Here is a 1,776-nt window from a genome sequence, read left to right as displayed (position 1 = left end):
CTGGAGCGCATAATCCAGCGGGTCGCCGACTTCTTCGTACCAGAACAGGTTGTACTTCTTGATCGCTTCGGCGTAGGCGATACCGGTCTGCAGATCGAAGCGGCCGTTGGCATCGACCGCCAGGCGCTGGCCGTCGCCCACCACTTCGAGCACCGCTTCGATGCGGCGGAGATCTTCGTCCAGCGGCACCGCGCCAATCTTCATCTTGACCACGTCATAGCCACGGTCCAGGTAGCTCTGCATTTCGGCCTTGAGCTTGCTCTGGTCCTTGCCCGGGTAGTAATAACCACCCGCCGCATACACCCAGACTTTGTCATCGGCAACGCCGTTGCGATAACGGTCGGCAAGCAGGCGATACAGCGGCTTGCCTTCGATCTTCGCCACCGCATCCCACACCGCCATATCGATGGTGCCGACCGCTACCGAACGCTCGCCATGGCCGCCCGGTTTTTCGTTGGTCATCAGGGTTTTCCAGATGGCGAACGGATCGAGGTTATTGTTCTCGTGATCGATCAGGGTTTCCGGGTCGGCTTCAGTGATCCGCGCCAGAAAACGATCGCGCATCAACGCGCCCTGGCCGTAGCGACCGTTGGAGTTGAAGCCGTAACCGATGACCGGTTTGCCGTCGCGAATCACGTCGGTAATGACCGCGACGACCGAGCAGGTCATCTTCGAAAAATCGATGTAGGCATTGGCGATCGGGGAAGCAATGGAGACGGTTTTTTCACGGATATCGACGATACGCATGACGGGTTCCTCTTGTTGTGGTGACCCAACGTTATGCGTTGCGACGACACCCGCCCAATGCTATTAATGCCGCGCCCTATGCACAGGAGGCATTGCCCTTGGAACTGGTTTGGCTTGAGGATTTTTCAGCACTGGCCGAGCACGGCAGCTTTGTCCGGGCCGCCGAAGCGCGCCACGTGACGCAGCCGGCCTTCAGTCGCCGAGTGCGCTCGCTGGAGAACTGGATGGGTGTGGAATTGTTCGTGCGCACCCCGCAAGGTGCGACGTTGACCGAGGCCGGCCGGCAGATTCTGCCCAGCGCCCAAGAAGCGGCCAGACGCCTTTACCGCATGCGCTCCGAGGCCCAGGAAGTGGCTGGCATGGCGGCGAAAACCTTGCAGTTCGCCGCCACTCATTCGCTGTCATTCACCTTCTTCCCACGCTGGTTGCGCAGCGCCGAAAGTGGCGCGCCGATCGATGCGGTTCGCCTGCATTCCGACAGCATGGCCGTGTGCGAACAGATGCTGATTCATGGCCAGGTGCAGTTCCTGCTGTGCCACCGCCACCCCGACGTTCCGCCATTACTGGCGCCAGATCAGTTCATTGGCAAGAAGGTCGGCGAGGACGTACTTGTGCCGCTGGCGAGTGCTTCAGCCCAGTTCGGCACGTCGCCTGAAACCCTGCCCTATCTGGCCTACACCCACGAATCGGGCCTGGGCCGAATCGTCGCCCACAGGTTGCATGGCAAGGCTGATTATCTGCACTTGAAACCATTGTTCAGCAGCCACTTGGCCGCAGTGCTGATGTCGATGGCGCTGGAAAGCAAAGGCGTGGCCTGGCTGCCAAAAAGCCTGACCGAACAGGAAATGGCTGATGGGCGTCTGGTCAGGGCGCTGGATGAAAGTTGGGATATTCCACTGGAAATACACCTGACTCGCCCGACCGCGCCGATCAGCCCTTCGGCGGAGGAATTCTGGGCGAAGCTGGAAGAGTAACTCTATCGAGCAGCCCCTCACCCCAGCCCTCTCCCGACGGGACGACGGGAGCCGA

2 protein-coding genes are annotated in these 1,776 nt (G+C 60.4%); one reads left to right on the top strand and one right to left on the bottom strand.

The features are described from left to right. A partial coding sequence (locus OQK_RS31605) for an enolase C-terminal domain-like protein (protein WP_274380896.1) occupies positions 1-747 on the bottom strand: 747 nt, incomplete at its 3' end. 98 nt (positions 748-845) lie between these two features. Here OQK_RS31605 and OQK_RS22050 point away from each other — a divergent pair. Further along, entirely contained in the window at positions 846-1,721 is an 876-nt protein-coding gene (locus tag OQK_RS22050; protein WP_016774312.1) for a LysR family transcriptional regulator, read from the top strand. Positions 1,722-1,776: the final 55 nt, after the last annotated feature.

The sequence above is a fragment of the Pseudomonas sp. R62 genome (genome assembly GCF_000257605.1).
GTDB lineage: Bacteria > Pseudomonadota > Gammaproteobacteria > Pseudomonadales > Pseudomonadaceae > Aquipseudomonas > Aquipseudomonas atacamensis.
The sequence above is the reverse complement of the archived record's forward strand: the minus strand, read 5'-3'. Positions and strand labels throughout refer to the sequence as shown.